Raw genomic sequence first — 25,752 nt, 5'->3', positions numbered from 1 at the left:
GGGCTTAGAGATAGCAGGTGCCGTCCACATAGGCCTTACGCCAGCGCACGATGCTCACGCGCTCGAACAACTCCACTTTCCAGAACGGGTCCTGGGCGATGAACTGTTCGGCTTCCTCGCGCGTTTCTACATCGACGATATAAATGCCGCCGCCCGCGCTGCTGCCGTCGTCGTTGAGCTTTGCGCCGCAGGCGAGCAGCAGCGCCTTGTTGTCTTCGAGAAACGCGAGATGCACATCGCGCTCGCGCGCGCGCACGTGCGCGTGGCCGGGCTTGTCGAAGGTTTCGATCAGAAAGGGCATGGCAGTCGTGCTCCGTTCAGTTGGGCGCAATGGCCGAAGGATGCTGCGCGAGCGGCGTGACGCTGATCTTCATGAACGGAAACAGCGGCAGCGCGGACAGCATCGTGTGCAGTTCGTCGTTCGATTCCACATCGAATACGCTGTAGTTCGCGTACTCGCCCACCACGCGCCACAGATGGCGCCATTTGCCTTCCTGCTGAAGCTTTTGCGAGAACGCTTTTTCCTCGGCCTTCAGCGCGTCGGCGAAAGCCTTGTCGGTGTCGGCCGGAATCTGGACCTGCATGTGAACGAGAAACAGCATCGTGAACTCCTGTTGATTCGAATGGTGCGAGCGAAGAAGCGTCTTAGCCCCAGATGAGAATCGCCGCCGAATAAACGATGCCGATCCAGATCATCATGATGACCGTGTAGCCCATGATGTCCTTGAGCTTGAGTTTCGACAGCGCGAGCGCGGGCAGAATCCAGAACGGCTGCACCAGATCGTTCCAGGCGTTGCCGAGCATCACGGCGGTGGACGTATGGCCGACCGACGCGCCGATGGTCTTCGCCGCCTCGATCATGAACGGGCCTTGAATGACCCAGTGGCCGCCGCCCGAGGGCGCGAAGAAGTTGATGACGAACGAGCTGATCAAACCCCAGAACGGCAGCGTGGCCGGCGTGGCGACTTTCACGAACGCTTCGGAAAGCGTGTTGACGAGCCCCGACGACGCCATGATCGCCATGATGCCCGCGTAAAACGGATATTGCAGAATGATGCCGCTGATCGTGCGGATGCCTTCGTTGAGCTTCTCCACATAGCGGATCGGCGTGCCGAGCAGCAGGATGCCGAGGAACAGAATAAAGAAGTTGATCAGATTCAGGTCGATGCTGCCGCCCTGCACGAAATGCAGCGCCACATAGCCCATGCCGATCAGGCCGATCACGTAGCTCAGCACGCGGCTGTTGTTCAGGCGGTTGGCGAGCGTGTTGCCTTCGTCCACGTCGATGGCGGGTGCTTCCGCTTTCGACTGCGCTTCGAGCGTGCGGTCGATTTCCTTCACGGGCTGGCCCGCCTTCGGGTGCAGCCACGCGTTCAGCAGCGGCAGCGTGATGATGGTCACGAGGCTCGTGATCAGCATCGTCGGCGAGAAAATCGTTTCGGACAACGGAATGACGCCCATCTGCGCTTCGAGCGGATGGCCCTTCGTCGAGATCAGCACGGGAATGCTGGCCGAGAGCCCGAGACCATAGAGCGTGAAGCCGCTATACGCCGAGGCGATGATGAGCGGATAGTGCACGCCGTTCACGCGCATCGCGAGCTTGCGCGCGACGATGCCGCCCACCACGAGACCGAAGCCCCAGTTCAGATAGCTGCCGATGCCGCCCACGAGCGTCGCGACGATGATCGCCATGCGCGGCGAATTCACGTGCGAGACGAGGCGGTTGAGAAATCGGTCGGTGAGCGGCGCGGTCGCGAGCACGTAGCCCATCGCGAGAATCACGGCCATCTGGGTGGTGAACGCGAGCAGCGCCCAGAAGCCCTTGCCCCAGCTCGTCGTGAGCGCGGTGACGGCCTGGCCCTGGACGATCACGGCAAGCGCCATCGTGAGCAACGTGAGGCCGATCGCGAACACGAAGGGATCGGGCAGGTACCGGCGCATCAGCTCGGTGAAGAAGGCGGTGACTCTTTGCATGGCTGTGTCTCTGTCAATTCGTAGTAATTCTGGGTCTCTCTCGCGGTGCGTGCCGCGGGCTTGGGATTCAGTCGTCGCGCTGGGTCGGGGTGTCGGCGTCCTTGTTCGAAGCGGTTTTGCGCTGGCGCGCGAGTTGCATCAGCTGGCGATCGCGCCAGGCCACGCGTGCGTCCCATTGATCGAGCGGCAGTGCGGCGCGGCGCGCGGCTTCCACCTGCGCGACGAGTTCGGGCGTCCACGGATCGTGCTGGCCGCGCTCGGCGCCCATGCGTTCGTACGACGGCCCCATCTTCTGCGCGTGCGAAGCAATGCCGCCGCGCGTATTCAGATCGACGGTTTCGAACGGGCCGATCACCGACCAGCGCGGCGCGAGTCCTTCGCGCATCACGGTGTCGATGTCGTCGACGGACGCCACGCCGTCGCGCACGAGGCAATACGCTTCGCGCAGCACCGCGCCTTGCAGGCGGTTGAAGATGAAGCCCGCGACTTCCTGCTTCACGCGCACGGGCATGAGGCCCGCTTCGCCATACAGCGCGATGGCGCGCGTGGTGGCCGCCGCCGAGGTGAAGGGCGCGGGCACGATCTCGACCACGGGCACGAGATAGGGCGGATTGCCCGGATGCGCGACGAGGCAGCGCGCGTGACCCGGCAAACTTTCGTCGACGAATTTCGATGCTGCGAGAAACGACGAGGCGCTCGCGATGATCGCCTGCGCGGGCGCGGCGCGGTCGAGTTGCGCAAACAACTCGCGCTTGAGTTCGGTGCGCTCGGGCGCGCATTCCTGCACGAGATCGGCGTCGGCGGCCGCGGCTTCGAGCGTATCGACGATCTCCACGCGCGCGGCGATCTGCGCGGCGCTTTCGTCGATGAGCGCGAAGCGCGTGAGGTCGTCGAGACGCAGCGCGATTTCGGCGGGCGCGGCGGCGCGGCGCTGCGCGTCGGGATCGAACAGGCGCACGCGCCAGCCCGCGCGTGCGAACACGACGGCGAAGGCCACGCCGATGCTGCCCGCGCCGACGATGCCCGCGCGGCGCGTGGCGTCCGTGGAAGACACGGCGTGGGCCAAGGTCGATGACATCATCAGACTCCCGCGACGCCGACGGTCATGCCGCCGCACACGTAGAGCACCTGGCCGGTCACGAAACCGCTGCGCGCGTCGAGCAGATACGAGACCGCGTGCGCGACGTCGTCGGGCGTGCCGACGCGCTTGACGGGCACGGCGTCGATGATCGCCTGCGTGCGCGGCGCGCCCGGCGGATTGGCGCGGTCGAAGAGTTCCGTGCGGATCGGGCCGGGGCCGATGGCGTTCGCGGTCACGCCAAACGCGCCCAGTTCGAGCGCCCACACGCGCGTCATGCCGATCAGCGCCGCCTTGGTGGCCGAGTACGCGGTGCGCAATTCCTTGCCCAGCGCCGCACGCGACGACATGTTGACGATGCGCCCGAAGCCCGCCGCCTTCATGCCCGGCAGCAGCGCCTGCATGCATTGCTGCGAGCAGCGCACGTTGAGCGCCCACGCGCGTTCGAGTTCGTCGAGCGTTTGATGTTCGGCGTCGGCGGGCAGCACCACGCCCACGTTGTTGATGAGGCGCGTGATCGGGCCGCCTTCCAGCGCGCGTTCGAGCGCGGCGGCAGTGGCTTGCGTATCGGAGAGGTCGGCGATGATGCCGTCGCCCATGCGGTCGATGACGACTGCTTCGTAGCCGTCGGCTTCGCAGCGCGCGGCGCATGCCGCGCCGATGCCGGCGGCGCCGCCGGTAATCAGAACTCGTTCTTTAGCCATGTCGGTCAATCTCGGTCAATCGAAAATAGCAGGAATGCTAACTAAAAGGGATCGAATCGAAATTCGAATCAAACCGTGGCGACCGGCGTGACGGGCGAACCCATCGCGCCCGGCAGGCGCAGCGGCGGCGCGGTGAGCATGAAACGCGTGCGTCCGTGCTCGCGCAGCCACAGCGCGAGATCGCGCAAATACCAGAGTTCGCCGAGCGGCAGGCCCAGCTTGAACAGACAGTGATGATGCAGCGGCATGAGCGGATGCTCGCCCGGCGTGGCGGGCGTGCGCGCCGGATAGCGTTCGACGGCGTAGTTGTCGGCGGCCAGCGCGGCGATGCCCGAATCGGTGATCCATTGCAGCAGTTTCTCGTCGCGGCCGTCGAGCGCGCTGCAATGGCTCGCGAGCGCGGCTTCGTCGGGCTGGCGATTCATTTCCAGCACCATTTCGGCGAAACCCGTGCGCAGCACCAGCATGTCGCCGCGTTCGACTTCGATCTTGTCCGCTTCGATCACGCGCATCAGATCGTCGTAACCGACGGTGCGGAATTCGCGGCCGAAATGCGCGGCGAAATCGATCAGCACGCCACGGCCCTGCATGCCTTTCACTGCGAGATTTTCGATGCCGAGCACGTCGGCGTGGCTGTGATCGCCGCCGCAGGCGTGCGGCGCGAAGTTGTTTTCCGCGCGATAGTCCACCGGGCCGACGATGTGATCGTTCGCGCGATAGCCGTTGTAATAGACGCTTTCGGCCACGCCGTCGCCATTGGCGTCGAAGCGCGCGCCCACGTGCGCAAGCGCGTCCCATTGCGTCGAATATTGCAGCGAGAGCAGCACCTGGTCGTCGCTGACCACGTCGGTCGCGCCCGCTTCGTTGCGCGCGAACGGGAAGTTCACATAGGGCAGGCCGTCGCGGAACGTGGGGCGCAGCACCGGCGGATGGCGGCGCACATTCAGCTTGCTGTCGCCCGGAAAATCGAGCGGCAGCGAGAGCGTGAAGCTCAGGCCCGCGCGAATCTCGCGCGCGCCCTTGAGCACCTGTTCCGTGCCGATGAGGTTGGGACGCCCCAACTGATCGTCGGGACCGAAGTCGCCCCAGTTCGAGCCTTCCGGCCGGTTCTTCCAACGCATGCTGTCTTCCTCCATTCCCGCACTTTTCCCGCTTCCGTGCGCGGCGAAGGCCGCGGCGGCGCGCTCAGATCGCGAGCAGCGACGGCGGGATTTGTGCGTACACCTCGAGCAGCGCCTGCACGGCGTGCTGCTCGTTTTTTAAGAGCCGCGCCTTGGGCGCGCCGATGACGAGCGCGAACGCTTCGCCATGAATCAGGAAACCGCGCGCGAGGCCGGCCACGTCTTCCACGCTTTCGCCCGTCGAGCGATGCCAGCCGTCGATCACGCCTTGCTCGACTTCGCGCTCGAACACGGTGCGGTCGATTTCGCGTCCGTCCGTCGCAAGCAGCGGCGGCGAGCAAGTGTCGAGCAGCTTGCGGCGCGCGGCGGGCGCGAGCGCGCCGAGCAGCGCCTTGCCCGCGGCGCTCGCGATCGACATGAAGCCGCCGGGCTCGTCGCTGTAGCGGATCTTCTGGCGCGACTCCATCACGTCGAGATAGACGACGCGATTGCCCGCGAGCGTGGCGAGCGCGGCGGTTTCGCCGGTTGCGTCGCGCAGCGCCGAGAGCAGCGGCTGGAACATCAGCGTCAACGGGTCCTCGCTGCAAATGTCGCGCGCGACATGCAGCAGGCGTTGAGTGGGGTAATAGCCCGCCTTCACGCCCGGCGCGTAGAGGTAGCCCTTGGCCACCATCGTCTGCAACAGGGCATGACAGCTCGAAAGCGGGATCTCGGTTCGACGCGCAATTTCGCTGTAGATCATCGGTTGCCGGACTTCGGCAAAGAGGTTGATCACATCGAAGACGCGGACTGCAGTTTTCACATCCATGAGAGCATTATCGACATACCGATAGCGGTCTGACAATACGCTTACGGGTAAACACCTAAAACGCGCGGGCCGCCGTCCAGATTGAGCGCGGCGGCGCCTCGGGTTATCCCTTGGTTGACGCTATGAAGCGGCCGCTCCATAGTCCGCAGCTTCCGTTAGCTGTTCGTAAAACGCATAAGACGTTCGATATACGAACATGTGCAGCGACACATCGGCCGATCGCGGATCGACACCACGACGCCCTGTTTCCAATCGGAAAGAAGACGGAAATCCGCGTGTTTCGCATCGGAAACGCGCGGACAGCAATCGAAAAATGGAGACGTACCTTGGCAGCCACCCCTCTCGACACCCAGCATCGCCAGGCCCGCAAGGCCGGCATCGCCTCGTTCGTCGGCACGACGATCGAGTGGTACGACTTCTACGCGTACAGCACGGCCGCAGCGCTCGTGCTCGGCAAGCTGTTTTTCCCCTCGACCTCGCCGATGGTGGGCACGCTCGCCGCGTTCGCTTCGTTCTGGGTGGGTTTTCTCGCACGCCCGATTGGCGGCATTGTGTTCGGCCATCTCGGCGACCGCGTCGGCCGCAAGAAAACGCTGATCATCACGCTGATGCTGATGGGCGGCTGCACGACCTTGATGGGCGTGCTGCCCACGTATCAACAGGTGGGCGTGCTCGCGCCCGTGCTGCTGATTTTCCTGCGCCTGCTGCAAGGCATCGCGATGGGCGGCGAGTGGGGCGGCGCGGTCGTGCTTTCGTCGGAGCATGCGCCCAAGGGCAAGGAGATTTTCTATTCGGCGTTCGCGCAGCAGGGCTCGCCCGCCGGTAATCTGCTGGCGACGGTCGCGTTTCTCGTGATCTCGACGTTGCCCGACCACCAGTTCATGACCTGGGGCTGGCGCGTGCCGTTCCTGATGTCGGCGGTGCTCGTCGGCGTGGGTTTGTTTATCCGCATGAGCGTGGACGAATCGCCCGCGATGAAGGAGTTGCAGGCGAAGAACAAGGTCGCGAAGCTGCCGATCGGCGAAGTGCTGCGCCATCACAAGGCGCTCGTGGCGATGGGCGTGGGCGCTTGCGTGATCGCGCTGTCGGCGACTTACTTCAAGACCACGTTCGCGCTCTCGTGGGCGGTGACCTCGATCGGTTTCGACCGCACGCAGTTCCTGAGCGTGATTACGTTCGCTATCGTCGTGCAATTGATCGTGCAGCCGTTCGGCGCGGTGCTGGCCACGAAGCTCGATCTGAAGAAGGCGATCGTCTATATGCTCGTGCCGGAAATCGTCGCGTTGCCGATCATGTTCTCGCTGATCGCCACCGGCTCGACGAAGCTCGCGATGATCGGCATGGCGCTCGCCTCGATTCCGCATTCGCTCTATTACGCGGCGATGGCCGGCATGCTCGCGAAGGCGTTCCCGGCGCAAGTGCGTTATACGGGCATTTCGCTCGCGTATCAGATCTGCGGGATGCTGTTCGCGGGCACCACGCCGATTCTCGGCCAGTTCCTGCTGAGCGCCACGGGCAGCATTCTTTCGGTGGTCGCGCTGGGCATCGTGCACGTGATCATCACGCTCGTCTGCGCGCTGATGCTGGTGACGCGCATGCAGGGCGAAGGCACGCCGAGCACGCAGCGCGTGGTGACGGCGCGGACCTGATCGCGTGTGACTGATTAATAGAAGCGGATAGAAGCAAACAGGGCGCGGTGAGAACCGCGCCCTGTTTGTATTGAGCGAGCAGAATTCAGCGCGGAATTCAGCGCCGCGCCCGCTCCACTTCCAGATAGCGCTCGTGCAGCGCCTGCCCGAACACGGTGTCGACCTCGCGCGCCACGCCCGCGCGCGTGAACAGCGCGATGGGCGGCAGCGTCCAGTCGAAGGTGTAGGGCACGATCGCCACGCCCGCGATATGCACGAGTTCCTCGGCGATATCGGCGGGCACGATCGAGACGGCGTCGTCGTTGGCGACGATCATTTCACCGATCAGCCGCGACGTATAACTCTCGACGATCGGCACGGGCGGCGAGACGCCCGCATGCAGGAACAGATCGTCGATCTGCTCGCGGATGGGTGTATTGGGCGCGCCCAGAATCCAGTCAAGTTCGGCGAGCTTCTGCCAGTTCGCCTTGCTGCGCCCGAGCCGCGCCGCGAGACGGCGGCTTGCGATCAGCCGCGGCGTCTGCTGATGCAGCACCTCGAAGCGCAGTTGCGCGACGTCGACGGTCGCCGATGCGCGGCCGATCACGATATCGAGCGTATGGTCGCGCAGTTGCGGCAGCAGCGCGTCGCTGGTGCCTTCGTGAATCGTCATGGTCACGCGCTGCGGCAGGCGCGACTGCGCGAGCCGGATCGCCGCGGCGAGCGTGCGCCCCGAAATAAACGGGATCACGCCCACGTGCAGGCGCGCGGCGTGGCCCGACTGCACGGCCTCGATGTCGCGCGCGAGGTGGTCGAGATCGTGCAGCATGGCCTGGGCGCGCGCGAGCACCACGTTGCCGAGCGCCGTGGGCGTCATGCCGCGCGGCGAGCGGTCGAACAGCGGCGCGCCGAACATGCTCTCCATTTCGGCGAGCGCATTGGTGACGGCGGGCTGGCTCGTGGCCATGTGCTCGGCCACGCGCGTGAGCGACCCGTGCTGGCGGATCTGCAGCAGCAGCACGAGGTGACGCATTTTCAGGCGCGTATTGAGGCGCCGGGTGACTTCTTCGGTACTGAAAGACACGTTCCGCTTGTCCACGGGCTACCGGGGCGGTATCCGGGGAGGCATCAGGAAAAAATAATGGCCCCATACTAAATCAAAATGGGGAGCTTATGACGGCTCACTAGAATCGCCTCATTCGAACATGACCGCCGCGCCGTCCGCGCGCCCGGCACACTATCAGAGTGAGGAACATGAACAAGACCGATCGTCAGGCCGCCCTCGAATATCACGAGTTCCCCACGCCGGGCAAGATTTCCGTGACGGCCAGCAAGCCGCTCGTCACGCAGCGCGACCTCGCACTGGCCTACACGCCGGGCGTGGCCGTGGCCTGCGAGGAAATCGTCACCGATCCGCAGAACTCGTTCCGTTACACCGCGCGCGGCAATCTGGTGGGCGTGATCACGAACGGCACGGCCGTGCTCGGTCTGGGCAATATCGGCGCGCTCGCGTCGAAGCCGGTCATGGAAGGCAAGGCGGTGCTGTTCAAGAAGTTCGCCGGCATCGACGTGTTCGACATCGAAGTCACCGAAAGCGACCCGGACAAGCTCGTCGACATCATCGCGAGCCTCGAAGCCACGTTCGGCGGCATCAATCTGGAAGACATCAAGGCGCCGGACTGCTTCACGGTCGAGCGCAAGCTGCGCGAGCGCATGAAGATTCCGGTCTTCCACGACGATCAGCACGGCACGGCCATTACCGTTTCGGCGGCGTTCCTCAATGGTCTGAAGGTTGTCGGCAAGGATATTTCGAAGGTCAAGGTCGTGACCTCGGGCGCGGGCGCGGCGGCGCTGGCCTGTCTGGACCTGATGGTCGATCTGGGCCTGCCGCTCCAGAACATCTGGGTGACGGACATCGACGGCGTGGTCTATCAAGGCCGCACGACGCTGATGGACCCGGACAAGGAGCGCTTCGCGCAGGACACCTCCGCGCGTTCGCTGAGCGAAGTGATCGACGGCGCAGACGTGTTCCTCGGCCTTTCGGCGGGCGGCGTGCTCAAGGCCGAGATGGTCAAGAAGATGGCCGACAAGCCGCTGATTCTCGCGCTCGCCAACCCGACGCCGGAAATCTTCCCGGAAATCGCGCTCGAAGCGCGCCCCGACGCAGTGCTGGCCACGGGCCGTTCGGACTTCCCGAACCAGGTCAACAACGTGCTGTGCTTCCCGTACATCTTCCGCGGCGCGCTCGACGTGGGCGCGACGACCATCACGCGCAAGATGGAAATCGCGGCCGTGCACGCGATCGCGCAGCTGGCCGAAGAAGAACTGAACGACTCGGTCGCGGCAGCCTATGGCGCGTACGATCTGCGTTTTGGTCCGAAGTACCTGATTCCGAAGCCTTTCGATTCGCGCCTGATCGTGCGTATCGCGCCGGCCGTGGCGAAGGCCGCGATGGAAGACGGCGTGGCCACGCGCCCGATCGACGACTTCGCCGCCTACACGAACGAGCTGCAACAGTTCGTGTACCACTCGGGCGCGTTCATGAAGCCGATCTTCGCGGCCGCCAAGCAGTTCGTCCGTGACGGCGCGAAGTCGCGCATCGTGTTCGCGGAAGGCGAGGAAGAGCGTGTGCTGCGCGCGGTGCAGGTGATCGTCGACGAGAAACTCGCGCGTCCGATCCTGATCGGCCGTCCCGAAGTGCTGCTCGCGCGCATCGAGAAATTTGGTCTGCGTCTGAAGCTCGGCGAGGACGTCGAAGTCACCAACCCGGAATACGACGAGCGCTTCAATCAATACTGGAACACGTATTGGGAACTGCGCTGCCGCGACGGCATTTCGAAGGAAATGGCGCGCGTGGAAATGCGCCGCCGTCTCACGCTGATCGGCGCGATGATGGTGCGTCTCGGCGACGCCGACGGCATGGTGTGCGGCACGGTGGGCGCGTATCACGACCACCTGCGTTTCGTCGACGAAGCGATCGGCATGCATCGCAACGCGAAGACGTATGCGGCGATGAATATCCTGCTGCTCGACAAGCGCACGGTCGCGATCGTCGATACGCACATCAACGACAATCCGAACGCCGAACAGATCGCCGAATTCACGCTGGCCGCCGCGCGCCAGATGGAATGGCTCAATCTGCAACCGAAGGTCGCGCTGCTGTCGCGCTCGAATTTCGGCTCGGGCAGCTCGGCTTCGGGCACGAAGATGCGCGAAGTGCTCAAGCTGGTCACGGCGCAGAATCCCGATCTGGAAATCGACGGCGAAATGCACGGCGATTGCGCGCTCGACGAAGCCCTGCGCCTGCGCATCCTGCCGCATTCGAAGCTCAAGGGCGCGGCGAATCTGCTGGTGTGCCCGAACGTGGATTCGGGGAATATCGCCTATAACCTGCTGAAAACGGGTGCGGGCAGCAACGTGGCCGTGGGTCCGTTCCTGCTCGGCGTGAATGCGCCGGTGAACATTCTCACGTCCAGCTCGACGGTGCGACGCATCATCAATATGGCGGCGTTGACGGTGCTGCAAGCGAACCGCGACTAAGCGTTTAATTCCGCGCATTCACGAATTCACGAATTCACGAATTCACGAATTCACGGATTCACGAGTTCGCGGATTCGAACAACGGCGACCCTGGTGCTTTCACCAGGGTCGCCGTTTTTTATTTGGGCGATCCGCTTTCTGTGCCGGTGATTATTCAACTCGCATCGGGCCGATACGCTTTTGTTATTGCCCCATGCTTCATTCGGATTGTTCCGCTATCGCGGACTGCCTATATTGCTTGAGCAATGCTCAAGTCCAATATCAGGAGACACCGCATGAAGCTGGTCCGATGGGGCAGTAAGGGTATTGAAAAGCCGGGCGCGCTCGACCGCGATGGGCGCATCCGCGATCTCTCAGGCGTGCTGCCCGATCTCGCGGGCGCCGCGCTCTCGTCGGCCTCCCTCGCCCGACTCGACGCGCTCGATCTGTCCAGCTTGCCGCTCGCGCCCGCCGATGCGCGCCTCGGTCCCTGCGTGGGCCGGGTCGGCAAGATCGTCTGCGTGGGCCTCAATTATTCCGATCACGCCGCTGAATCCAATATGCCGGTGCCGAGCGAACCCGTGCTGTTTCTCAAGGCGACGAGTTCGATTTGCGGCCCGAACGACGACGTGGTGATTCCGCCCGGCGCGCAGAAAGTCGATTGGGAAGTCGAATTGGGCGTGGTGATCGGCGAAACGGCGCAATATGTGTCGCGCGAAAATGCGCTCGATTATGTCGCCGGTTATTGCGTCGTGAACGACGTCTCGGAGCGCGCGTGGCAAATCGAACGCGGCGGCCAATGGGACAAAGGCAAGGGCGCGGATACGTTCGCGCCGCTCGGCCCGTGGCTCGTCACGCGCGATGAAATTCCCGACCCGCAGGCGCTCGACATGTGGCTCGACGTCGACGGCAAGCGCTATCAGCAAGGCAATACGCGCACGATGATTTTCGACGTGGCGACTGTCGTGTCCTATATCAGCCAATTCATGAGCCTGCAGCCCGGCGACGTGATTTCGACCGGCACGCCGCCCGGCGTCGGCATGGGCCAGAAGCCCGCGCCGGTTTATCTGCGCGCGGGCCAGACCATGCGTCTGGGCGTGGCGGGACTCGGCGAGCAGCAGCAGCGCACCGTGGCGAGCACGGCGCAGGCTTCGGCATTCACTCGATAAAGGACGGCGCCATGAACCAACTGGATCTGAAGAATCGCGTCATGGTGGTGACGGGCGGCGCGCGCGGCATTGGCTATGCGGTGGCGCAGCGCGCCTTGCGTTCGGGCGCGGCCGTCGCGCTCTGGGATATCGACGCCGAGCGGCTCGAACGTTCGCGCAAGGAGTTGTCGGAACTGGGCAGCGTCTCGGTGGTAAAGGTCGAACTCACGGACGAGCACTCCGTGGAAGCCGCCGCGCAGCAGACCGTGAAAGACCACGGCGGCATTCATGCGCTCGTGAATAGCGCGGGCATTACGGGCGGCAACGGCCTGCTGTGGGAATTGCCGGTCGAGGTCTGGCGCCGCGTGATCGACGTGAATCTGATCGGCAGCTATCTGACCTGCCGCGCCGTGGTGCCGCGCATGCTCGAACAGGGTTATGGGCGCATCGTCAATATCGCTTCGGTGGCGGGCAAGGAAGGCAATCCGAATGCTTCGCACTACAGTGCATCGAAAGCGGGGCTGATCGGTTTGACGAAGTCGCTCGGCAAGGAACTCGCGACGAAGAATATTCTCGTGAATGCGGTCACGCCGGCCGCAGCGAAAACCGAAATCTTCGATTCGATGAAGCAGGAGCATATCGACTATATGCTCGCGAAGATTCCGATGAATCGCTTCCTGATGCCCGATGAAGCCGCCGCGATGATCGTCTGGCTGTGCTCGGAAGATTGCGCGTTCAGCACGGGTTCGGTGTTCGATTTGTCGGGCGGCCGCGCGACGTATTAAAGCGCTTGCTTCGTCAGTCGATGTGCCCGGCCAGCCGGGCGCATCACAACCCACTGCGCACCCCGGCGGTTCCGCCGCCGGATCAGGAGAGTTCGATGTCGAGCGAAGCATCGCAGGCGTCCTTGCACGCGCAGTCCGCGGTCCGCAAGGCCATGCGCAGGCTGTTGCCGTTCCTGCTCTTGATGTATGTGCTCGCCTTTCTCGATCGCGCGAATATCGGCTTCGCGCAGAAGGCCTTGCAGCACGACACCGGTTTGTCGGACGCGGCGTTTGCCTTCGGCGCGGGCGTGTTTTTCGCGGGCTATGCGCTGTTCGAGGTGCCGAGCAATCTGCTGTTGCATCGCATGGGCGCGCGCATCTGGATGTGCCGCATCATGGTCACGTGGGGCCTCGTTTCCGCCGCGATGGCGTGGGTGCAATCGCCCACCTCATTTTATGTGCTGCGTTTTTTGCTGGGCGTGGCCGAAGCGGGATTTTTCCCCGGCATCATTTATTACCTCACGCAATGGTTTCCGCAATCGTCGCGGGCGCGCGCAATCGGCGTGTTTTATTTCGGCGCACCGCTGGCGTTTATCTTCGGCGGACCTTTGTCTGGATTCCTGATCGATCTGCACGGCGTGGGTGGATTGACGGGGTGGAAGTGGCTGTTTCTCGTCGAAGGCGGACTCGCGTCGGCCGTGGGCGTCTGGGCGTTCTGGTATCTGACCGACCGCCCCGACGACGCACGCTGGCTCGATATCGACGAACGGCGCGCATTGATGGCGGCGTTGCGCGTCGATGCGAGCGAGGCGATGGCGCACGGCCCGCGCGATGCGCTCGCGGCGCTCGTGGACAAACGCGTGCTCGCCTATGCCGCGATTTACGCGCTGATCCAGATGAGCGTCTACGGCGTGGTGTTTTTCCTGCCGCAACAGGTTGCCTCGCTGGCGGGCGCGAAAGTCGGCTTGAAGGTAGGGCTGCTGGCGGCGGTGCCGTGGCTGTGCGCCGTGGCGCTCACCTGGATCGTGCCGCGCCGCGCCGATCGATTCGGCAGCCATCGCGCATGGACCGTGCGTCTGCTCGTGTTGTCCGGGCTCGGCATCGCGGTGTCGGGCGCGGCGGGCGGCGCGGGGTCCACGGGCAGCGCGATTGTCGCGATGGCGGCGCTCTGTTGTGCGGCGAGCGGCTTTATCGCGGCGCAGCCGCTGTTCTGGACCTTTCCCGCGCGTGAACTCGCGGGCACCGCGTCCGCGAGCGGCATTGCGCTGATCAACTCGCTCGGCGGATTAGGCGGCTTCATCGCGCCGCTGATGCGCGCTGCCGCGGACCAACGGTTCGGCTCGCACGCAGCCGGCCTCGAATTGCTGGGACTCGCGAGCCTCGCCGCGGCGGCGCTCGTACTCATCGTCGTACCACGCGCGGGCGCACGCACCGCGGGCGCTTTCGAGCGGCCCGCCGGGCGCGTGCGCTGAACGCACGGACATCCACTTTCAGGAGCAACGTCACATGGCCATGCCAACCATCAAGCAGGTGCGCGCGTTCACGGTTCGCGGCGGCGGCGCCGACTATCACGATCAGGCCGACGGCCACTGGATCGACGACCATATTTCCACGCCGATGGCGCGCTATCCCGAGTATCGGCAAAGCCGCCGCTCGTTCGGCATCGACGTGCTCGGCACGCTCGTGGTCGAAGTGGAAGCGAGCGACGGCACCGTGGGTTTCGCGGTGACGACGGGCGGCGAGATCGGCGCCTTTATCGTCGAGAAACATCTCGCGCGCTTTCTCGAAGGCCAGCGCGTGACCGACATCGAAAAGATGTGGGATCAGATGTATTACGCGACGCTCTATTACGGCCGCAAGGGCGTCGTGCTCAATACGATTTCGGGCGTCGATCTCGCGCTGTGGGATCTGCTCGGCAAACTGCGCCAGGAACCGGTTTATCAATTGCTCGGCGGCCCGGTGCGCGACGAACTCGTGTTCTATGCGACCGGCGCGCGTCCCGATCTCGCGAAGGAAATGGGCTTTATCGGCGGCAAGCTGCCTTTGCAGCACGGACCGGCCGAAGGTGAGGAAGGCCTCAGAAAGAATATCGAAACGCTGGCGACGATGCGCGAGCGAGTCGGCGACGATTTTTGGCTTATGTACGATTGCTGGATGAGTCTGGACGTGCGTTATGCCACGCGTCTCGCGCAGGCCGCGCAGGAATACAAGCTCAAGTGGCTCGAAGAATGCCTGCCGCCCGACGATTACTGGGGCTACGCCGAACTGCGCAAGAACGTGCCGCGCGGCATGCTCGTGACCACGGGCGAGCACGAAGCCACGCGCTGGGGTTTCCGCATGCTGCTCGAAATGGGCTGTTGCGACATCATTCAGCCCGACGTGAACTGGTGCGGCGGCATGACGGAACTCATCAAGATTTCCGCGCTCGCCGATGCGCATAACGTGATGGTCGTGCCGCATGGTTCGTCCGTCTACAGCTATCACTTCGTGGTGACGCGTCACAACTCGCCGTTCGCCGAATTCCTGATGATGGCGCCGAAGGCCGACGAAGTGGTGCCGATGTTCACGCCGCTGCTGCTCGACGAACCGGTGCCCGAGCGCGGCCGCCTGAAAGTGCCGGAAACGCCGGGTTTCGGCGTGCGTCTGAATCCCGATTGCAAGCTCACGCGGCCGTACTCGCATTAATAAACGCATTCAAGCGTCATTCAAGCGCGCTCGCTCGACACAACGAAAGGAGATTGCATCGTGCTGCTCAAGGACAAGGTGGTGATCGTCACCGGCGGTTCGCGCGGCATCGGACGCGCCATTGCGCTCGCCAGCGCGCGCGAGGGCGCCGACGTCGCGATCAATTACTGGGGCGATAACGACGCCACATATGGACGGCGCTCGGCGATTTCGGAAGTGCTCGACGAGATCGAGCGTCTGGGACGCCGCGCAATCGCCGTGGAAGGCAACGTGGCCGCGCCGCAAACGGGCGTCGATCTCGTGCGTCAGACGGTGGAGCATTTCGGCAAGGTCGACGTGCTTGCGAGCAACGCGGGCGTCTGTCCGTTTCATTCGTTTCTGGACATGCCGCCCGCCGTGCTCGAACGCACCATCGGCGTGAATCTGAACGGCGCGTTCTATGTCACGCAGGCCGTGGCGCGGCAAATGAAGGAACAGGGCACGGGCGGCGCGATCGTGGCGACGAGTTCGATCAGCGCGCTCGTCGGCGGCGGTATGCAGACGCACTACACGCCCACGAAAGCGGGCGTGCATTCGCTGATGCAGTCGTGCGCGATTGCGCTCGGACCGTACGGTATCCGCTGCAACTCGGTGATGCCGGGCACCATCGCCACCGACCTGAACGCGGAAGATCTCGCCGACGAATCGAAGCGTGCGTACTTCGAAAAACGCATTCCGCTGGGCCGCCTGGGCGCGCCCGACGATGTAGCCGAATGCGTGGTGTTTCTGGCTTCGGATCGCGCGCGCTATGTGACCGGCGCGTCGCTGCTGGTGGACGGCGGCCTGTTCGTGAATCTTCAGTAATCCAGATGAATCACTGGAATCACGATTGGCCGTTGACGATGGTGGATTTAGCGGCCTTCGCGGATCGGGCCGGTTGCTGGGCTTTCGTATCGTGAACCTGATCGTCGACCTTGAACGGCTGCGAGAAACGGCGCAGCAGCCCGACGAAATGCTCGGCCGGTTCCGCGAGCGCTTCGTTCTTGCGCGTGAGCACGCCGTAGCCGGGCAGGCTCTTGCCGATTTCGAGCGGCAGCACCACGAGCAGCTTGCCGCGCACGTGATCGCGCACGACCGACTCGGGCAGCATGGCCACGGCGTCGAAACTTTCGAGCAGTTGCAGCGTGGCGAAAATCGAAGCCGATTCGGTGAGATTCATCGGCGTGGCGAGCCCGGCGCGCGCGAGTTCGCCTTCGAACAATTCGCGCGCGGGACTCGTGATAGGTTGCGCGACCCACGGCCAGTCCATCAGTTCGGCGAGCGTGATCTGTTCGTGCCGCGCGAGCGGATGACGCGCACGCACGACGAGCACGAGTGTTTCGCGCGCCAGCGGCTCGAAGCTGAAATCGTTGTGCTGCAACGGCGTGGTGAGACGGCCGAGCGCGAGATCGACGTCGCGGCGATGCAGCAGTTGCACGACCTGGTCGCTGGTTTCGCCGAGGATGCGCACGTGCAGCAGCGGCCGCTCGGTCTTGAGCATGGCAACAGCGTGCGCGAGCAGATCGGGCGCGGCGCCCATGATGGCGCCCACGGTCAACTGGCCGTGTCCGCCGCGCCGCTTGACGTCGAGATCTTCGGCGAAACGCGTGAGGTCGGACAGCGCGCGGCGCGCATAGGCGAGCGTGACGACGCCGAGCGCCGTGGGCTGCATGCCGCGTGCATTGCGCTCGAACAGGCGGAAACCAAAGGCCTCTTCGATGTCGCTGAGCATGCGGCTCGCGCTAGGCTGCGCCACGTTGATGACGTCGGCGGCCTGATGCACGTTGCGTGCGTCGTCGAGCGCGACGAGCAAGGCGAGGTGCTTGAACTTGAGACGATTGACGAGCGAGACGACGGCGGTCTGATGGTTCATGGGTCCTGCGATCCGGTTTATGTATCGCCCGATCCCAACATCGGATTGGTTGGCTATCGATGGGCGAATTATAGTCGTTCGACTCGCTGCAAAAGCACGCAATCGATGCGGGCCAGGGCAAACGCCAGGACGCACCCAAAATAAGCAGCGCCGCCGCCAAAACAGTCATTGAATAGCGGCGCAATAGCGGATCAGCGCAATGAAGCTGGACGGAGACACGATCATGGAAACACTGGCGTTTCGCATGCAGCTCGATCCCGGCAAGCGGGACGAATACGAGCGGCGTCACCGCGAAATCTGGCCGGAACTCGCGCAGGCGCTGCGCGATGCGGGTGTAAGCGATTACTGGATTTTTCTCGACGAAAGCACGCATGCGCTGTTTGCCGTGCTCAAACGGCCCGCCGATCACGGCATGGACCGTTTGCCCGAAACCGAAGTGATGCGCAAATGGTGGGATTACATGGCCGACATCATGCAGACGGGCGAGGGCAATGTGCCGGTAACCCAGCCGCTCGTGCCGGTGTTTCATCTGCCTTGAAATGGCGCGAAGCGGTGGACTGTCTTACGCCGCCTTACCCGTTGAACCGGTTTTCACGCTGCCGTCATGATTCGCCCTGAGGAGCATGCCATGCAGGTCGTCGATCCGCACGTCCACTTCTGGGACCTCGACACGCATCATTATCCGTGGCTCGCGAAGCCCGCCACGTCGTTCGTCTGCGATGCGCGCGAACTCAAGCATAACTATTTGCCCGCCGATCTCGTGCGCGAGGCCGGCGATATCCATGTGCTCAAGGTCGTGCACGTGGAAGCGAATCACGATCCCGCCGATCCGGTGGAGGAAACGCGCTGGCTCGAATCGCTCGCGGAGGCCGATGGCAATCCCGCGCACGGTTTGCCGAATGCCATCGTGGCCGCCTGCGATCTGAGCGCGGCCAACGCGCCGGACATTCTCGCGCGGCACGCGGCGTTCAAACGCGTGCGCGGCATTCGCCAGATTCTCAACGTGCACACGAATTCGCTGTATGACTACGTGGGCCGCCACTATATGCGCGAAACGCTGTGGCGCGAGCACTTTGCTTTACTTGAGAAGCACGACTTCTCATTCGATTTGCAACTGTATCCCGCGCAAATGGAAGAGGCCGCCGCGCTCGCGCGCGCGCATCCGGGCATCGCGCTCGTCGTCAATCATTGCGGCATGTTCGTCGATCGCAGCAGCGTGGCGGGCTGGCGCGCGTGGCGCGAAGGGCTGCGGCTGCTCGCGGCCTGCCCGAACGTGTCGGTGAAGATCAGCGGGCTGGCGATGTTCGATCACACGTGGAGCGTGGAAAGTCTGCGGCCGTATGTGCTCGAAGCCATCGACGCATTCGGCGTGGAGCGCGCGATGTTCGCGTCGAATTTCCCGGTCGATCGTCTGTTCGGCAGTTACGCCGATTTGTGGCACGCCTATGCCGCGATCGTGAGCGACGCCAGCGAGCGCGACAGGCACGCGCTTTTTTGCGGCAACGCCGAACGCATTTATCGCATCTAGAGAATCCGCGCTCGCGCACGAAAACAAGCACGAGCCGCTAATCAGGAGACATGCGTGGAATCGAAAACCCAGGCCGCAGACGTACCGCGTCTCGAACTGCGCGGCGCGAGCAAGTCGTTTGGGCGCGTGCGCGCGCTCGTGGACGGCTCGCTCGTGCTCAAGGCGGGCGAGGTGCATGCGCTGCTCGGCGAAAACGGCGCGGGCAAGTCGACGCTCGTGAAGATACTCGCGGGCGTGCATCGTCCCGATAGCGGCGAATTGTTCGTCGATGGCGAGGCGCGCGAGTTCACCTCGCCCGCTCAGGCACGCGACATGGGTATCGCGGTGATTTATCAGGAGCCCACACTGTTTTTCGATCTATCGATCGCCGAAAACATTTACATGGGGCGTCAGCCCGTGGACAAGGTGGGGCGTATCGACTACGACACCATGCATCGCGAAGTGGCGGCGCTGCTTGCGTCGCTCGGTGTCGACCTCAAGGCCGAGCGCCTCGTGCGCGGCTTGTCGATTGCGGATCAGCAGGTGATCGAGATCGCGAAAGCGCTGTCGCTCAATGCGAACGTGCTGATCATGGACGAGCCCACGGCCGCGCTGTCGCTGCCCGAAGTGGAGCGGCTCTTTACCATCGCGCGCAAGCTGCGCGAGCGCGGCGTGGCGATTCTGTTCATCACGCACCGGCTCGAAGAGGTGTTCGTGCTCACGCAGCACGTGACCATCATGCGCGACGGCGCCAAGGTGTTCGACGCGCCCACGGCCACGCTGAACACGCAGGACATCGTCGCGAAGATGGTGGGCCGCGATCTCGCGACCTTCTATCCGAAGGCCGACGTGAAGCCCGGCGAAGTGATGCTGCGCGTGCGCGGCCTCACGCGGCGCGGCGTTTTCAAGGACATCGCGTTCGACGTGCGCGCGGGCGAGATCGTCGCGCTAGCGGGACTCGTGGGCGCGGGCCGCAGCGAAGTGGCGCGCGCGATCTTCGGCATCGATCCGAGCGATGCGGGGCAGGTGCAGATCGCGGGCAAGCCGCTGAAGATGGGCAAGCCGGCGGCGGCCGTGCGGGCCGGGCTCGCGCTCGTGCCCGAGGACCGGCGGCAGCAGGGGCTCGCGCTCGAACTGAGCATTGCGCGCAATGCGTCGCTGACCGTACTCGGGCGTCTGGTGCGATTCGGCCTGATTTCCGCGGGACGCGAAGTGCAGCTGGCGGGGCAATGGGGCACGCGGCTGCGTCTCAAGGCGAGCGATCTGAATGCGCCCGTGGGGACGCTGTCCGGCGGCAACCAGCAGAAGGTGGTGCTCGGCAAGTGGCTCGCCACGGGGCCGAAAGTACTGATCATCGACGAACCGACGCGCGGCATCGACGTGGGCGCGAAAGCCGAAGTCTATGGCGCGCTCGCCGAACTCGTGCGTGAAGGCATGGCCGTGCTGATGATTTCGAGCGAACTGCCGGAAGTGCTCGGCATGGCCGACCGCGTACTGGTCATGCACGAAGGCCGCATCACCGCCGATATCGCGCGCGCCGACGCCAACGAGGAACGCATCATGAGCGCGGCGCTCGGTCAGACCAACATTCATCTGGGGCATGCAGCATGATGGGTCATTCCACTTCTCCTCATCCCTTGCACGGCGGCGAACCGCGCGCGCCGCGCAACGGGCCGGCCGCACTGATGCAGGCGCTCGCGAAAAGCCGCGAGACCACGCTGTTCGTCGTGCTGCTGCTGATCATTGGCGGCACGTCGCTCGCGAAGCCGCAGTTCCTCAATCTGCAGAATCTGCGCGACGTGCTGCTCAACGTCGCCATCGTCAGCTTGCTCACGGCGGGCATGACGATCGTGATCCTGATGCGCCATATCGATCTCTCGGTGGGCTCGACGGTGGGCGTGAGCGCGTATGCGGTCGGCAGTCTGTATGTGGCTTTTCCGCATATGCCGGTAATCGTCGCCTTGCTCGCGGGGCTGGCGATCGGCGTGGTGGCGGGCTCGATCAACGCGCTGCTGGTGGCGGTGGGGCGCGTGCCGTCGCTGGTCGCCACGCTGTCGACGCTGTATATATTTCGGGGTGCAGATTATGCGTGGGTGCACGGCGGACAGATCAACGCCACGAGCCTGCCCGATGCGTTCTCGCGTCTCGCTACAGGATCGCTGCTTGGCGTGCCGGTGCTCGCGCTGATCGCGATCGTGCTGCTTATCGCGCTCTCCGTGTATCTGAAGCAGTTCCGGCCCGGCCGCGAATACTATGCGATCGGCTCGAACCCGGAAGCCGCGCGGCTCGCGGGCATCAACGTCGAACGGCGCGTGGCCGTGGGTTTCATGATCAGCGGCGCGATTGCGGGACTCGCAGGCGCGCTGTGGCTCGCGCGTTTCGGCACCGTCGACGCGAGCACCGCGAAAGGCGTCGAACTGCAAGTGGTGGCCGCCGCCGTGGTGGGCAGCGTGGCGATCACAGGCGGCGTGGGCACGATACTCGGCGCGACGCTCGGCGCGCTGGTGCTCGGCGTGATCAGTATCGCGCTCGTCGTGCTGCACGTCTCGCCATTCTGGGAGCAGGCCATTCAAGGCGCGCTGATCGTCGCGGCCATCGCCGCCGATACGCTGCTCGCCCGCTCCGTCGCCAAACGCATGATGAGGAAACGCGATCATGGCTAAGCCTGCTTCCAAACCGGATTCCGCATTGCTCACGCGCCGTCCGGGCCTGCCGCTCAGTTGGGAAACGCTGCTCGTGGTGATACTCGTGCTCTCGCTGCTCGCGGGGCGTTTGCTGTCGAACGTGTTTCTCACGGGTGCGAACCTGAGCAACGTGCTCGCGGATCTCACCGAAGTCGCACTCATGGCCTTGCCGATGACGCTCATCATCGTCGCGGCCGAAATCGATCTTTCGGTGGCGTCGGTGCTCGGTGCGTCGAGCGCGCTGCTCGGCGTGCTCTGGCACATGGGCATGCCGATGCCGCTCGCGATGGTGCTCGTGATCGTGGCCGGCGGCCTCGCCGGTCTTTTCAACGGCCTCGTGATCGTGAAGCTGAATCTGCCTTCGCTGGCCGTCACGATCGGCACGCTCGCGCTCTTTCGCGGTCTCGCCTATGTGCTGCTCGGCGATCAGGCGATTGCCGATTTTCCGCCCGCATACACGCTGTTCGGCATGAGCAACCTCGGCAGCACGTTCATTCCGCTGCCGTTCCTGATTGTCGTGGCGTGCGCGGTGATCTTCACCTTGCTGCTGCAAGCCACGGCGTTCGGACGCAGCCTCTACGCAATCGGCGCGAACAGCACGGCGGCTTCGTTTTCGGGCATCGACGTCGCGAAGGTCAAGATCCGCCTTTTCGTGTTGTCGGGCGTGATGAGCGCGCTCGCGGGCATCGTCTACACGCTGCGCTTCACGAGCGCGCGCGGCGACAACGGCGAGGGTTTCGAATTGTCGGTGATCGCGGCGGTGCTGTTCGGCGGCGTGAGTATTTTCGGCGGGCGCGGCTCGATGTATGGCGTGCTGCTTTCGCTGCTGATTGTCGGTGTCCTGAAGAATGCGCTGACGCTCGCCGACGTGTCCAGCGAAACGCTCACGATCGTGACGGGGGCGTTGCTGCTCGCCTCGGTGCTGATTCCGAATCTCGCGGCGCGCTGGCGCACGCTGCGCGACCGGCGCGCGCTCGCGCGGCAGGCTGCATGACGCGCCATTCACCAGGACCTCATTCGTAGTCGAAGTCGCAATCGAGTCATCAACGCAACACGAAGCCGCAATAACGAAGTCACAACGAAGTAGCATGCGCCCGAATCGCTTCGGGCATCCATCGAGGAGACACGTTCATGATGAAGCCAGTACGTCACCTGTGCACGGCCCTGCTGTGCGCGACGCTTTTGGGCGCGGGATTGACCGCGCACGCCGCGGGCATCAAGGAAGGCTTGAAGATCGCCTTCGTGCCGAAACAGATCAACAACCCGTACGAAGTGATCGCCGATAACGGCGGCATGGACGCCATCAAGGAGTTCAAGGGCGAAGGCAAGGTCGTCGGTCCTTCGGATGCGGGCGCGTCCTCGCAGGTCTCGTATATCAACACGCTGACCACGCAGCATCAGGACGCCATCGTGATCGCGGCCAACGACGCCAACGCGCTCGTGCCGTATCTGAAGCGTGCAATGGCGCAGGGCATCAAGGTCGTCACGTTCGATTCCGATACCGCGCCCGACGGCCGGCAGATCTTCGTGAATCAGGCCAACGCGGAAAGCATTGGCCGCGGCCAGATTCAACTCGTCGCCAAGCTGATGAACAACGAAGGCGAATTCGCGATTCTTTCGGCCACGCCGAATGCCACGAATCAGAATACGTGGATCAAGTGGATGCAGGAAGAATTGAAGAAGCCCGAATACGCGAAGATGAAGCTCGTGAAAATCGCTTACGGCAATGACGACGACCAGAAGTCGTTCGTCGAAACGCAAGGCCTGCTGCAAGCGTATCCGAACCTGAAGGCGATCGTCGCGCCGACGTCGGTGGGCATTGCGGCGGCCGCGCGTTATATCTCGTCGTCGTCGAGCAAAGGCAAGGTGGCGGTGACGGGTCTCGGCACGCCGAACCAGATGCGCGCGTTCGTGAAGAACGGCACCGTGAAGGCGTTCCAGCTTTGGGATCCGGGTGCGCTCGGCTATCTCGCGGCCTATGCGGCGGCGAATCTCGCGTCGGGCACGATCACCGGCAAGGAAGGCGATACGTTCGAAGCGGGCAAGCTCGGCAAGCGTACCGTCGGCAAGAGCGGCGAAGTGATTCTCGGGCCGCCGACCACGTTCGACGCGTCGAATATCGACAATTTCAATTTCTGAAATATCGATAGCATCGTGGCATTTCGGCATTTCGGCATTTCGGCATTGCGCGATTCAATGCGATTCGATGCAAGGCAACACGACCCGGCGATGCCGGGTCTTTTTTTGGCCCCTGAATTTAGCCCTGAATTTAGCCCCGAATCATGGCCCCGTTTATTGTTGTCATCGAGGCGTGGCATCGCGCTTTTGTCTGATTAAATCAAATCGAGGAAGAGTCTTTTTTCGTGCCTTCCCGTCCCTTCAGTTTGCGAATTCCTTGCCGATAGCATGACGTGGCGCTGGCCGCCGGGCGATTGACGCCCGGCGCGGCGCGCATGGCAACCGCAAGGAATAGACGATGAAGCTGACCCTGAAGATTCCGCTCGCGTTCGCGGCGGCGCTCCTGTTGATGTTCGCGGGGGCGTTCTACGGAATCTACTCGCTGAACCAGTCGCTGACCGTGTACGGCACGACGGTGCAGAGCAGCGTGGCGAACGAGCGCGCCGTGATGAACACGCTGCTCGCGTTCAAGGTGCAGGTTCAGGAATGGAAAGACACGCTGCTGCGCGGTAAGGATCCGGCGATGCTCGACAAGCATTGGTCCGCGTTTCAGGCGCGCGAGCGCGAAGTCGATACGCTCGCCGCGCAACTCAAGGCGAGTTTGCCCGCAGGCGAAAGCCGCGATCTGATCGATCAATTCGCGAGTGCGCACACGAAAATGGGCGAGGGCTATCGCAACGGTCTCGCGGCATTCAAGGCGGCGGGTTTCGATCCGACGGCCGGCGATCACGCGGTGGCCGGCGTGGACCGCGCGCCCGCCGCGCTGCTCGATCAGGCCGCGCGCAAGATCGCGGCGGACAGTGCGCAGATTTCCGCCGATGCAGCGGAAGAAGCGCGCCACGCGACGGCGATCAGCGCGGTGCTGATGGTGGCCGCGCTCATCATCTCGATGACAGGCAGCTGGTTGTTCAGCCGCACCGTGACGAAGCCGCTTTCGCGCGCGCTCGATTGCGCGAGCGCGGTAGCGGAAGGCAATCTCGCGTTCGAAGTGCAGGCGAGCGGACGCGATGAAACGGCGCTCCTGCTGCGCGCGCTCAAGGGCATGCAGCGCAGCCTCGTGGGCGTGGTGAGCCAGGTGCGTGGACACGCGGAAGGCGTGGCGTCGGCGAGCGGGCAGATCGCGGCGGGCAATCAGGGTCTGTCGTCGCGTACCGAAGAACAGGCCGCCTCGCTCGAAGAAACGGCCGCGAGCATGGAGCAGATCACGGCCACCGTGCGCCAGAACGCGGCGAACGCGAAACAGGCGGCGCTGCTGGCCAGCGACGCGGCGGGCACGGCGGTGCGCGGCAAGGATCTGATGGCCGAAGTGGTCGAGACCATGCGCGGCATTTCGACGAGTTCCGGTGAGATCGTCGACATCATCGCGGTCATCGACGGCATTGCGTTTCAAACCAATATTCTCGCGTTGAATGCGGCAGTCGAGGCCGCGCGCGCGGGCGAGGAGGGCCGCGGCTTCGCGGTGGTCGCTTCGGAAGTGCGCACGCTCGCGCAGCGCAGCGGCGCGGCGGCGAAGGAAATCAAAAAGCTGATCGAGGCTTCGGCGCAGCGCATCGACGCGGGATCGTCGCTCGTGAACGACGCGGGCAGCGTGATTCAGGACATGGTGGCGGCCGTGCAGCGCGTGACGACCATCATCGACGAAATCGCGACCGCTTCGCAGGAGCAGAGCACCGGCATCGAGCAGGTGAATGTGGCGGTTACGCAAATGGACGAAGTCACGCAGCAGAATGCGGCGCTCGTGGAAGAGGCGTCGGCGGCCGCGCATGCCTTGGCCGAGCAGGCGGTGGAATTGCGCGAAGCGGTGGGCGTGTTCCGGCTCGCTTGATAGTCGATTCGCGATTCACGCGCGAGGCGAATAAAAAACGGCACGGCGATTCGATTCGCCGTGCCGTTTTTCTTTAAAGCGTGCTCGCGGAGGAGCGGGCGCTTCAATCCCAATGGCGATGCTTGTTGCCGTGGTGACGCTTGCCGTGATAGCCGCGCGAGTAGTCGTCTGCGTATGAATTCGAACGCGAGATGTTGCCGCCGAGCGCCGAACCCGCGCCGCCGCCGAGCGCCGCGCC

General features: G+C 63.9%; 23 protein-coding genes. 14 read left to right on the top strand and 9 right to left on the bottom strand.

The genetic code is table 11. The features are described 5' to 3' along the window. Positions 1 to 4: 4 nt before the first annotated feature. The 7 genes from LDO54_RS15780 to LDO54_RS15750 form a co-directional block, all read right to left on the bottom strand. Complete coding sequence (locus LDO54_RS15780; protein WP_224011626.1) at positions 5 to 301, bottom strand: YciI family protein; 297 nt, start codon at positions 299 to 301, stop codon at positions 5 to 7. A 16-nt stretch (positions 302 to 317) separates the two neighbouring features. Next, complete coding sequence (gene catC, locus LDO54_RS15775) at positions 318 to 602, bottom strand: muconolactone Delta-isomerase (protein WP_065057970.1); 285 nt, start codon at positions 600 to 602, stop codon at positions 318 to 320. Between the two features lie 43 nt (positions 603 to 645). Next, entirely contained in the window at positions 646 to 1,974 is a 1,329-nt protein-coding gene (locus LDO54_RS15770) for a short-chain fatty acid transporter (RefSeq protein ID WP_224011625.1), read from the bottom strand. A 67-nt stretch (positions 1,975 to 2,041) separates the two neighbouring features. Continuing rightward, a complete protein-coding gene (locus LDO54_RS15765; protein WP_224011624.1) occupies positions 2,042 to 3,052 on the bottom strand; it encodes a 3-hydroxyacyl-CoA dehydrogenase in 1,011 nt (336 codons plus the stop codon). A 2-nt stretch (positions 3,053 to 3,054) separates the two neighbouring features. After that, on the bottom strand, positions 3,055 to 3,756 hold the full coding sequence (locus LDO54_RS15760) for an SDR family oxidoreductase (RefSeq protein ID WP_224011623.1): 702 nt from the start codon (positions 3,754 to 3,756) through the stop codon (positions 3,055 to 3,057). 68 nt (positions 3,757 to 3,824) lie between these two features. Then, on the bottom strand, positions 3,825 to 4,877 hold the full coding sequence (locus tag LDO54_RS15755; RefSeq protein ID WP_224011622.1) for a cyclase family protein: 1,053 nt from the start codon (positions 4,875 to 4,877) through the stop codon (positions 3,825 to 3,827). A 64-nt stretch (positions 4,878 to 4,941) separates the two neighbouring features. After that, entirely contained in the window at positions 4,942 to 5,685 is a 744-nt protein-coding gene (locus tag LDO54_RS15750) for an IclR family transcriptional regulator (protein WP_224011621.1), read from the bottom strand. A 326-nt stretch (positions 5,686 to 6,011) separates the two neighbouring features. Here LDO54_RS15750 and LDO54_RS15745 point away from each other — a divergent pair, with 326 nt between their 5' ends. After that, a complete protein-coding gene (locus LDO54_RS15745; protein WP_224011620.1) occupies positions 6,012 to 7,334 on the top strand; it encodes an MFS transporter in 1,323 nt (440 codons plus the stop codon). A 97-nt stretch (positions 7,335 to 7,431) separates the two neighbouring features. On the opposite strand, the gene LDO54_RS15740 is transcribed toward LDO54_RS15745, so the two are convergent. Further along, on the bottom strand, positions 7,432 to 8,397 hold the full coding sequence (locus LDO54_RS15740) for a LysR family transcriptional regulator (protein ID WP_224011619.1): 966 nt from the start codon (positions 8,395 to 8,397) through the stop codon (positions 7,432 to 7,434). Between the two features lie 170 nt (positions 8,398 to 8,567). Here LDO54_RS15740 and LDO54_RS15735 point away from each other — a divergent pair, with 170 nt between their 5' ends. From LDO54_RS15735 to LDO54_RS15710, 6 genes are all read left to right on the top strand, one after another. Then, positions 8,568 to 10,853 (top strand): NADP-dependent malic enzyme, encoded by a 2,286-nt coding sequence (locus tag LDO54_RS15735; protein WP_224011618.1) that lies wholly within the window; start codon positions 8,568 to 8,570, stop codon positions 10,851 to 10,853. Between the two features lie 275 nt (positions 10,854 to 11,128). Next, on the top strand, positions 11,129 to 12,001 hold the full coding sequence (locus tag LDO54_RS15730) for a fumarylacetoacetate hydrolase family protein (RefSeq protein ID WP_224011617.1): 873 nt from the start codon (positions 11,129 to 11,131) through the stop codon (positions 11,999 to 12,001). 11 nt (positions 12,002 to 12,012) lie between these two features. Further along, on the top strand, positions 12,013 to 12,765 hold the full coding sequence (locus LDO54_RS15725; protein ID WP_224011616.1) for an SDR family NAD(P)-dependent oxidoreductase: 753 nt from the start codon (positions 12,013 to 12,015) through the stop codon (positions 12,763 to 12,765). A 95-nt stretch (positions 12,766 to 12,860) separates the two neighbouring features. After that, on the top strand, positions 12,861 to 14,216 hold the full coding sequence (locus LDO54_RS15720) for an MFS transporter (RefSeq protein ID WP_224011615.1): 1,356 nt from the start codon (positions 12,861 to 12,863) through the stop codon (positions 14,214 to 14,216). A 34-nt stretch (positions 14,217 to 14,250) separates the two neighbouring features. Beyond that, entirely contained in the window at positions 14,251 to 15,429 is a 1,179-nt protein-coding gene (rhmD, locus tag LDO54_RS15715; RefSeq protein WP_065065452.1) for an L-rhamnonate dehydratase, read from the top strand. 60 nt (positions 15,430 to 15,489) lie between these two features. After that, entirely contained in the window at positions 15,490 to 16,272 is a 783-nt protein-coding gene (locus tag LDO54_RS15710; protein WP_224011614.1) for an SDR family NAD(P)-dependent oxidoreductase, read from the top strand. A 19-nt stretch (positions 16,273 to 16,291) separates the two neighbouring features. On the opposite strand, the gene LDO54_RS15705 is transcribed toward LDO54_RS15710, so the two are convergent. After that, a complete protein-coding gene (locus LDO54_RS15705) occupies positions 16,292 to 17,320 on the bottom strand; it encodes a LysR family transcriptional regulator (RefSeq protein WP_224011613.1) in 1,029 nt (342 codons plus the stop codon). Positions 17,321 to 17,543: 223 nt separating this feature from the next. Here LDO54_RS15705 and rhaM point away from each other — a divergent pair, with 223 nt between their 5' ends. The 7 genes from rhaM to LDO54_RS15670 all read left to right on the top strand — a co-directional run bounded on the left by rhaM (position 17,544) and on the right by LDO54_RS15670 (position 25,514). Then, entirely contained in the window at positions 17,544 to 17,858 is a 315-nt protein-coding gene (rhaM, locus tag LDO54_RS15700; RefSeq protein ID WP_224011698.1) for an L-rhamnose mutarotase, read from the top strand. Between the two features lie 90 nt (positions 17,859 to 17,948). Then, positions 17,949 to 18,848 (top strand): amidohydrolase family protein, encoded by a 900-nt coding sequence (locus LDO54_RS15695; protein ID WP_224011612.1) that lies wholly within the window; start codon positions 17,949 to 17,951, stop codon positions 18,846 to 18,848. A 54-nt stretch (positions 18,849 to 18,902) separates the two neighbouring features. Beyond that, on the top strand, positions 18,903 to 20,438 hold the full coding sequence (locus tag LDO54_RS15690; RefSeq protein ID WP_224011611.1) for a sugar ABC transporter ATP-binding protein: 1,536 nt from the start codon (positions 18,903 to 18,905) through the stop codon (positions 20,436 to 20,438). After that, entirely contained in the window at positions 20,435 to 21,490 is a 1,056-nt protein-coding gene (locus LDO54_RS15685; protein WP_224011610.1) for an ABC transporter permease, read from the top strand. Before LDO54_RS15690 ends, LDO54_RS15685 begins: the two co-directional genes overlap by 4 nt. After that, entirely contained in the window at positions 21,483 to 22,505 is a 1,023-nt protein-coding gene (locus tag LDO54_RS15680; RefSeq protein ID WP_224011609.1) for an ABC transporter permease, read from the top strand. The genes LDO54_RS15685 and LDO54_RS15680 overlap by 8 nt, the downstream gene beginning before the upstream one ends. 137 nt (positions 22,506 to 22,642) lie before the next feature. Then, positions 22,643 to 23,650 (top strand): rhamnose ABC transporter substrate-binding protein, encoded by a 1,008-nt coding sequence (gene rhaS / locus LDO54_RS15675; RefSeq protein WP_224011608.1) that lies wholly within the window; start codon positions 22,643 to 22,645, stop codon positions 23,648 to 23,650. A 337-nt stretch (positions 23,651 to 23,987) separates the two neighbouring features. Further along, entirely contained in the window at positions 23,988 to 25,514 is a 1,527-nt protein-coding gene (locus tag LDO54_RS15670; RefSeq protein ID WP_224011607.1) for a methyl-accepting chemotaxis protein, read from the top strand. Positions 25,515 to 25,752: the final 238 nt, after the last annotated feature.

The organism is Paraburkholderia tropica (genome assembly GCF_914484835.1).
Lineage (GTDB): Bacteria > Pseudomonadota > Gammaproteobacteria > Burkholderiales > Burkholderiaceae > Paraburkholderia > Paraburkholderia tropica_A.
Note: the sequence above shows the minus strand (reverse complement) of the source record. Positions and strands in the feature narration are given on the sequence as shown.

Bases quoted from the DNA above. Each gene is read 5' to 3' on its own strand.
- LDO54_RS15780 (WP_224011626.1), bottom strand. From the start codon at position 301: ATGCCCTTTCTGATCGAAACCTTCGACAAGCCCGGCCACGCGCACGTG.
- catC (WP_065057970.1), bottom strand. From the start codon at position 602: ATGCTGTTTCTCGTTCACATGCAGGTCCAGATTCCGGCCGACACCGAC.
- LDO54_RS15770 (WP_224011625.1), bottom strand. From the start codon at position 1,974: ATGCAAAGAGTCACCGCCTTCTTCACCGAGCTGATGCGCCGGTACCTG.
- LDO54_RS15765 (WP_224011624.1), bottom strand. From the start codon at position 3,052: ATGTCATCGACCTTGGCCCACGCCGTGTCTTCCACGGACGCCACGCGC.
- LDO54_RS15760 (WP_224011623.1), bottom strand. From the start codon at position 3,756: ATGGCTAAAGAACGAGTTCTGATTACCGGCGGCGCCGCCGGCATCGGC.
- LDO54_RS15755 (WP_224011622.1), bottom strand. From the start codon at position 4,877: ATGCGTTGGAAGAACCGGCCGGAAGGCTCGAACTGGGGCGACTTCGGT.
- LDO54_RS15750 (WP_224011621.1), bottom strand. From the start codon at position 5,685: ATGGATGTGAAAACTGCAGTCCGCGTCTTCGATGTGATCAACCTCTTT.
- LDO54_RS15735 (WP_224011618.1), top strand. From the start codon at position 8,568: ATGAACAAGACCGATCGTCAGGCCGCCCTCGAATATCACGAGTTCCCC.
- LDO54_RS15730 (WP_224011617.1), top strand. From the start codon at position 11,129: ATGAAGCTGGTCCGATGGGGCAGTAAGGGTATTGAAAAGCCGGGCGCG.
- LDO54_RS15725 (WP_224011616.1), top strand. From the start codon at position 12,013: ATGAACCAACTGGATCTGAAGAATCGCGTCATGGTGGTGACGGGCGGC.
- LDO54_RS15720 (WP_224011615.1), top strand. From the start codon at position 12,861: ATGTCGAGCGAAGCATCGCAGGCGTCCTTGCACGCGCAGTCCGCGGTC.
- rhmD (WP_065065452.1), top strand. From the start codon at position 14,251: ATGGCCATGCCAACCATCAAGCAGGTGCGCGCGTTCACGGTTCGCGGC.
- LDO54_RS15705 (WP_224011613.1), bottom strand. From the start codon at position 17,320: ATGAACCATCAGACCGCCGTCGTCTCGCTCGTCAATCGTCTCAAGTTC.
- rhaM (WP_224011698.1), top strand. From the start codon at position 17,544: ATGGAAACACTGGCGTTTCGCATGCAGCTCGATCCCGGCAAGCGGGAC.
- LDO54_RS15695 (WP_224011612.1), top strand. From the start codon at position 17,949: ATGCAGGTCGTCGATCCGCACGTCCACTTCTGGGACCTCGACACGCAT.
- LDO54_RS15685 (WP_224011610.1), top strand. From the start codon at position 20,435: ATGATGGGTCATTCCACTTCTCCTCATCCCTTGCACGGCGGCGAACCG.
- LDO54_RS15680 (WP_224011609.1), top strand. From the start codon at position 21,483: ATGGCTAAGCCTGCTTCCAAACCGGATTCCGCATTGCTCACGCGCCGT.
- rhaS (WP_224011608.1), top strand. From the start codon at position 22,643: ATGATGAAGCCAGTACGTCACCTGTGCACGGCCCTGCTGTGCGCGACG.
- LDO54_RS15670 (WP_224011607.1), top strand. From the start codon at position 23,988: ATGAAGCTGACCCTGAAGATTCCGCTCGCGTTCGCGGCGGCGCTCCTG.